Genomic DNA, 6513 nt, shown 5'->3' with positions numbered 1-6513 from the left:
TGGCGCGGGGCGGGCTGTGCCAGCCCCGCTTCCAAGCGCAGGCGGCCCAGCAGGACGCCGAGCTGGGCCGCGGAGCGCCAGTCGCCGGTGTCCTCCCCGGCGACCTCCGCCAACAGAGCCTCGACCTCGCCTGCAAGCAAGGCTCGTCCTTCCATACACTGAATCAGCAGCTCTGCCTGCTGCATCAACACAGCTCCATGTTCAACAGTGCTTCCCATCTCCATCAGAGACCTTATTCGAGCTCCATTCAACAACTGTATCTCTTTGAACAAAGCGCCCCACTGAGGCCTGCTGACTTCAGGCTCTTGAAGTAAAAACCCCCTTAATCCAAGGAATACATAGTTCTGCCACTCTCGTACACTCCACTCATTCATTTCATTGATGGATCGAAATTTCTCGCGAATTTCAACAGCCCAGCCTAGCGGCATCTGGGAGGACAACAATACAAATATCGGATTATTTGCACTCTCATCCAACCATCGCTTCTTTCCATACCACCACTGAAAATCCACCCGCAGATCTAAGGAGAGACGACATTCCCATTTCTCGGATGTGCGAATAGCATATATAGCAATCTGCACGGACATCAACTCCAATATCAAGAGATATAAAGTGGGTAAAGGTCATGTGACTGATACTGTACTAGTAAGTTTAAGAAAGCCCATGTACCTATTCATTTTTTTCATTGCTTTCAATTTGCTTTCAATTGCTATCAGTAGAGAACTAAGTTAGACAACATATCTAATTCCATTAGAGAGAAACATGATCATGAAGATGGACAGCCGATATTCACTCGAACCACTCGGCCGTTTCATATCTACAGCTGCACCTCCGTGCCAGGATCGTCACATCATCAATAGCTCCCCTTTTCGATGTCCTTTGTCGAATCCTGTCACAATATGTTTTTTTATAAACACCAACGCACAATCCTATCCTCTAACAACTTTTTTGAAAAAACGCAAAAAGCACACCTCTTACCTACGCGGTCGGAGTGTGCTTCACGCCTTCAACAATATGAATATGATCCTGGGAGCTGAAACAACAACTTTTTGATGTCTAACCCTGTACATAAGGAATCTGAACGGCCTCCATCGGATGCCTCAGATCGATCCGTATCACTTCATCTTCATTCGAATCTGCATCGGGTTCCCGTGATGCCTGACCATCGGATCTCCATGTCCCGTACACCAGTTCGATTCCGGACAAATGAGTCAGTCTTTGGACAATCTTCAGCGTATCATCATAAGACTGGTCATCAAGGACGGTGACACGCACACGCGTCCCGCTCAGCAGGGCATACCATGAAAGGGCTCTTAAATACCATTCCACCTGCCGCTCATGGTTGGACGTGATCAGCACATAATGCCTGCGCCGCCCCGTGCCTTCACCGGCTCTTCTAAGATGACGGGCATGCACGATATGAACCAGAGCAACAGCGATCCCGTACACCGCGAGTATCCACAGCAATTGGGCAACCATGAGACTCACCTCCTTCTCTTATCAACAATATATGCTGATCAGGAGGGGACGGTGACAGTTATGTAACCAGAGCCCACACTAAACTTGACGGGAACGGCTCTAACACAATACACAGTTAGAATGTTGTTCTTGTTGCAATTATTGAGCTCGCTGAAAACTTATATGCTCTATAATATAACAAAAAGGAACCGCCCTTGGCAGTTCCCTCCCTATGTAAGACGCGTCCGTGCATTCGGATCGGCGATTACAACGTCACCCAGCCATACTTGATCGAGTTGATAACCGCTTGCGTACGGTCGTCCACTTCCATCTTCTGCAAAATGCTGCTGACGTGGTTTTTTACAGTTTTTTCACTAATGAACAGGTATTCTCCAATCATCTTGTTGCTCTTGCCTTCGGCCATTAGTCTGAGCACTTCCGCTTCGCGCCTTGTCAATGGGTTATTCTCGCCTGCCACAAACTTGACTCCCGCTTCGCGCGTACCGCTTTCCGCCATAGCGCCTGCTTCGTTTACATAAGTCATCCGACGAAGCTGTTGAATCAGCTTGCCTGTTACTTTTGGATGGATAAATGCATATCCCTCATGTACCGAACGGATCGCGTTAATCAGTGACTCGGCTTCCATATCCTTCAGGAGGTAACCGTTAGCTCCTTTGCGGAGCGTTTCAAACACATAACTTTCGTCATCATGAATCGACAGTATGATAACCTTGATCTCAGGAAACATTTCACGTAGTTTCTCGGTCGCTTGAACACCGTTCTCTGTTGGCATGTTGATATCCATCAGCACGATGTCCGGTTTCACTTCGTTACAGAATTCAAGCACTTGAATTCCATCACCGCATTCACCGATGACGTCAATGTCGTCCTCCATATTCAGTATCCGCTTCAGACCCTCCCTAAACAGCTGGTGGTCATCGGCTAATAATACTTTAATAATCGCGTTCTCTTTCTCCATATGTTCCATCCGATTACTCCTTTCTCTTTTCTACGTTCGTCGGGATATGAATCACGATCTTGGTTCCCTGGTTCTCGGCTGAATCGATCTCCATTCTCCCTTCGAGCAGTTCAACCCTCTCCCGCATGCCAATTAACCCAAAGTGGTCCCTGCTTTTCTGTTCCAGCAATTCGACATTGAATCCCAGGCCATTGTCCTGTACAACGATTTTGACCAATTGCGCCTGGTAAGTAATCTCAACAAGCACATAAGTCGGGTAAGCATGTTTTGCAGCATTCGAAAGTGCTTCCTGCACCAACCGGTAGATGGCCGCCTCCATCGCAGAAGAGAGACGATGCTCTTTCCCCCGTGTCTCGAAGATCGTGCGGATTTTCGATTTCTCTTCATAATCATGCACATATTTACGCAGTGTGGGGATTAATCCTAGATCATCGAGTGCCATTGGACGCAGATTGAAAATGACTTTTCGCATTTCCTCCAGGCTCGAGCGAACCTGGCCCTTCAAATCTACTATTTCGTCCTGCACCATCTTAAATTCCTGCTTCGCGAGCATTCTTTCTACAATTTCCGTCCTAAGAACCAGATTAGCCAGCAGTTGGGCAGGACCATCATGAATCTCTCGGGATATGCGTTTCCGTTCTTCCTCTTGTGCCAGAATAATCTTCAGGCCAATCACCTGTCTGTTTTTCGCAGATTCAATGATTCGGGAAACCTGGCCCAGTTCTCCGGACAAGTATTCGAGCACCACGCCCATCTGAGATCCAATCGATTCTGCACGCTCCACCGAGTTCTCTACATTACGAACCCGCTTCTGCAGCTCGTCTCGTCTTGCCTTCAGATACATTTCCTTCTCCCGGTAGATCATGAGGTCAAGCTGAAGCTGCGTTGCTTTCTCATACGCCTGCTTGATATCCTCTTCCTTGTACCGGACAAAATCCCGGCTAACCTCGGTCAGCCGGATCCGGGAACGGCGATAGTTCAGCTCTAGCTGATCTACCTTCTCTAAAGTTTCCGTCGTTTCTTTTAATGTCCGCTGCAGTTCATGATTGAGAGACGCGAGCTCCTGCCGCGACGCCTCCAATATTTCGAACATCTGGTATTTGCTGTCCTCCATCACTTTGATGGCGTTTTTTATGACACGGTCGATGGCATCGGCTTGATAATCCACGCACTCTACTCCATTTCTAACGTTTCATATACATATCATACCATATCATGATTCGATCGTAACGGTCTTCGTGTTCTTGTCCCATTTTACTTTAAGGCCTAATTGCTCGGAAACGAGACGAAGAGGGACCAAAGTCCTACCACCTTGAACCATCGGTGCGACAGCCGCCGAACTGCGCTTACCGTTCAGGATGAATTCCTTCTTGCCTACCGTCAGTTCCATGAGCATACCGCCTCTCAACACACCTACCCGCTGAGCGGATTGGTTCCATGTTGCTTGCCCGCCGAAGGCATCTAGAACATGCTTAATCGGAACGTAGGTGGTTCCATTTTTCAAGATTGGCGCCGAATCAATTGCCACTTTGGAACCATTCAGCACGAGTGATTTTTGCCCAATAGTCATGACTGCTTTTCCAGTTGGAAGTCCTTCATTCCCTGATTGGGAAGGCATCATGAACCTTATATCGTCAAAAGATACTGAACCCGTCAAAGCGCGCTCATCCTGACCTTCTTCCACGTTGACCACATACAGTCGCTTCATCTGCGCCGGGAATGCAATGTTATATCCACTCAGATCCATGCTCAGAGTCTTCCAGCCGCTCCAATCGATTGCTTTCGCCAGATCCACATATACGGTTTTTCCGTTATTGTCCTTCAGTTCAGCGCGCAGCCAATTCAGACTATTATCTCCTTCCACATCAATCGTCATGGACGTTGCTTGTGCAGGAATGGATTTCCCGGCTGTGCCGTTCAATTCCGCGTATGCGTACATTTTCTGTCCTAATCCACCTGTCATATCATAGGACAAATTCAAGACCTTCGAGTTTGCTTTTGTTCCGCTGCCATTTTTAATTGCTGCAGTACCGGTAACTGCTGGCACATTCGTGGTGAACTTCACAGGGTAACTCACGTTCTCGAAGTTCTCCCATGTGCTCTCTCCTGCAGCGGATAAAATAACAACTGTGCTAAAGCCGTCATATCGTGCGATAGCATAACCGACCTTCGTATTGCTGTTGACGGAGGATACCGTCAGACGTCCGTCTTTTACACTTCCTTTAAATCCGATGAACTCCCATTTCAGTGCGCTGCTCGGCACTTCCAGGCTCTGACCATTGTTCGTTACGGCCGTGACCGGCACGGAAACGCTCGTTCCTGCCTGCAGCGGAGCACTCGACACGCCTGTGGTCAATGCGGCGATATCGTCCGCACCTAACACCTTAACTTGCATGGTAGCTTTTGTGCTGCCGCTTACTGCCGTCAGAGTTGTTGTACCCGGCTTGGTTGCCTTGATGCTTTGTCCGTTGACGGCCAGATTGCCGTTGCTGGCTTTCCAGGTCGGCTTAATGGAGCCGGCTTCTATAGGATTATAATAGGTATCATAGCCTTTCAGTTCATACGTACCCATCTGCCCGATGAGCAGGGTGTTGCTTCCGCTTACCGTCAGACCTTTCAAGCTGCCCTTGGGTGCCGTTGAGAACACCCCAAGCGAGTTTACAATGCTGCGCTGCGTCGTGCCATATTCCGTGTTGAAGGTAAGCTCGGTATTGGTCTCGGCCAGTGGACGGTTGACCATCGTCGTCGAGCCGCCCCCGTCAAGGTTCATTCCCTTCCATACGCCAATCTTGGTCATGAAATCCTGCAGCTGCTGAAGGGTCATCCCCTTGCTATTGTCATTGCTCTCCGTAGCAATCAGATAGGCGTAACGTCCGTCTTTGGAGTAACCTACAGCTGTACGTGCCCGGCTTCCTCCAATCGAATTCACGTTTCTTGAGAATGACGTCGCCTTGCCGTTATCAACCAGAATGGTATGGCCGCCAATCATCATTTGAAGTGTAGTTGGGTCCAGTTCCTTACCTGATTTTTTGGACACCAGCGCATAATTCGCGTCCAGCTTTTGGCCGACAGCCAGATTTTTTTTCACGAATTCTGCTGCAGCTCCATGGGTTCGCAAAATAAAGCTACCTTCCGGTATCGCTGTGGGCAATCCCGCCATCACTGAAATATCCGTAATGACGCCGTCCGTTACCATAACCTCCGTTGGTGTCGTCGAGCTGTTCTTAGGACGCTCAACCGCCTTCCATGCACTAGTGTAGATATAAGCTGTATTCGCATGGCTATACGTTGATCCGGTGCCTTCAGGCGCATAGGAGACCTTGTTCATGCCCGCAAGCGGGAATGAAGCTCCATTCTCAGCCGTAACACTCCCCGAAAATGCAAACTCGTCCAGAATCGGCGTTCCATCGTTCGTTACACCAAAAGCGTACATACCTTTCAGATCAGATGGCGTTGACATCAACAAACCACTCGATATTTGAGCACCCATCGGAGCCCCTTCGCTGCCGGTATTAAAAAAATCACCGTTAATCGCAGCAACTGCGCCGTTCTCCTTCGCCATTCCGCCCGTGCTTTGTCTCGTTGTAAATTGATTTCCTTGCCCTGTCATGACATCCAGCTTCACGTATTTGTTATTGAGATCCACGCGGATGACATTGGCTAGCGATTTTCCCCCAGTGCTGTTAATGTACTGATATTTCATCAGAACCGCACCGGAAGTAATGATTTCTTCACCTAGTTTCTTAGCTGACGCGGATGCCGCATGAGCTACAAATGAAGACGATAGATTCTCTATAACCGGTATTCCGTTGCTAAGCACAGGACCTACCCAGATAACCCCTGCCAGTGTAATAATCAACCATTTTTTGCCTACGCCTGATTTCTCAGTCTTCAGTGTTTTCCCCTGACTAACCATGTAATCGTAACTCTCCCATCTCTCGTTCAACACGGATGCCGAACATTTAAAGTCTCTAATTAATAGACTTCATTTTTGAGAAAAAGTTACGATTTTGTTATAAAAAAAACACTTTCGCGTATCTTACATCAAGTTCTAGCAAAAATGTAGTAGCATTTTT

At 48.3% G+C, this 6513-nt stretch carries 4 protein-coding genes and 1 pseudogene; all 5 read right to left on the bottom strand.

The window, feature by feature from the left end; translation table 11 throughout:
* A pseudogene (locus PGL02S_RS27300) lies at positions 1-581 on the bottom strand (DNA/RNA helicase); the annotation flags it as partial.
* A gap of 475 nt (positions 582-1056) precedes the next feature.
* Positions 1057-1479 (bottom strand): hypothetical protein, encoded by a 423-nt coding sequence (locus tag PGL02S_RS27295; protein WP_036639941.1) that lies wholly within the window; start codon positions 1477-1479, stop codon positions 1057-1059.
* 244 nt (positions 1480-1723) lie between these two features.
* A complete protein-coding gene (locus PGL02S_RS27290; RefSeq protein WP_006213063.1) occupies positions 1724-2446 on the bottom strand; it encodes a response regulator in 723 nt (240 codons plus the stop codon).
* A gap of 4 nt (positions 2447-2450) precedes the next feature.
* Positions 2451-3605 carry a sensor histidine kinase gene (locus PGL02S_RS27285; protein WP_006213064.1) on the bottom strand — a complete coding sequence of 385 codons (1155 nt, stop codon included), beginning with the start codon at positions 3603-3605 and terminating at the stop codon, positions 2451-2453.
* 45 nt (positions 3606-3650) lie between these two features.
* Positions 3651-6353 carry a stalk domain-containing protein gene (locus tag PGL02S_RS27280; RefSeq protein WP_036639943.1) on the bottom strand — a complete coding sequence of 901 codons (2703 nt, stop codon included), beginning with the start codon at positions 6351-6353 and terminating at the stop codon, positions 3651-3653.
* Between the last annotated feature and the right edge of the window lie 160 nt (positions 6354-6513).

Source organism: Paenibacillus glucanolyticus NBRC 15330, from assembly GCF_004000885.1.
GTDB classification, from domain to species: Bacteria; Bacillota; Bacilli; order Paenibacillales; family Paenibacillaceae; genus Paenibacillus_AQ; species Paenibacillus_AQ glucanolyticus.
This window is presented reverse-complemented; position numbering and strand designations above follow the sequence as displayed.

Bases quoted from the DNA above. Each gene is read 5' to 3' on its own strand.
- PGL02S_RS27295 (WP_036639941.1), bottom strand. From the start codon at position 1,479: ATGGTTGCCCAATTGCTGTGGATACTCGCGGTGTACGGGATCGCTGTT.
- PGL02S_RS27290 (WP_006213063.1), bottom strand. From the start codon at position 2,446: ATGGAACATATGGAGAAAGAGAACGCGATTATTAAAGTATTATTAGCC.
- PGL02S_RS27280 (WP_036639943.1), bottom strand. From the start codon at position 6,353: ATGGTTAGTCAGGGGAAAACACTGAAGACTGAGAAATCAGGCGTAGGC.